Genomic DNA, 453 nt, shown 5'->3' with positions numbered 1-453 from the left:
GTGTCGAGGTTGTGGTTGTAGTAGTCCAGGCCGGCTTCGGCCAGGGCGACGGTCTGGTCCTGATCGAGACGACCAAGGGTCATGCAGGTTTCCAGGCCCATGGCTTTCACGCCTTTGACCATCTCCAGCACGTAAGGCATGTCTTTGGCCGACGGGTGTTTCCACGCCGCGCCAATGCAGAAACGGGTCGAACCGATCGCCTTGGCGCGAGCAGCCTCTTCGAGGACCTTCTGCACTTCCATCAGCTTTTCTTTTTCCAGGCCAGTGTTGTAGTGACCCGACTGCGGACAATATTTGCAATCTTCAGGGCACGCGCCGGTCTTGATCGACAGCAGGGTGGAAACCTGGACGCGATTGGCGTCGAAATGCGCGCGGTGCACCGTCTGCGCCTGGAACAGCAGGTCATTGAATGGCTGAACGAAGAGTGCTTTGACTTCAGCCAAAGACCAGTCG

At 58.1% G+C, this 453-nt stretch carries 1 protein-coding gene; it reads right to left on the bottom strand.

Annotation, left to right across the window (positions count from 1 at the left end; translation table 11 throughout):
* Nucleotides 1–453: biotin synthase BioB (locus AC1DF0_RS32240; protein WP_477577652.1), on the bottom strand; the 453-nt coding region annotated here is incomplete at both ends.

The sequence above is a fragment of the Paenibacillus sp. 05T425 genome (genome assembly GCF_056396205.1).
This window is presented reverse-complemented; position numbering and strand designations above follow the sequence as displayed.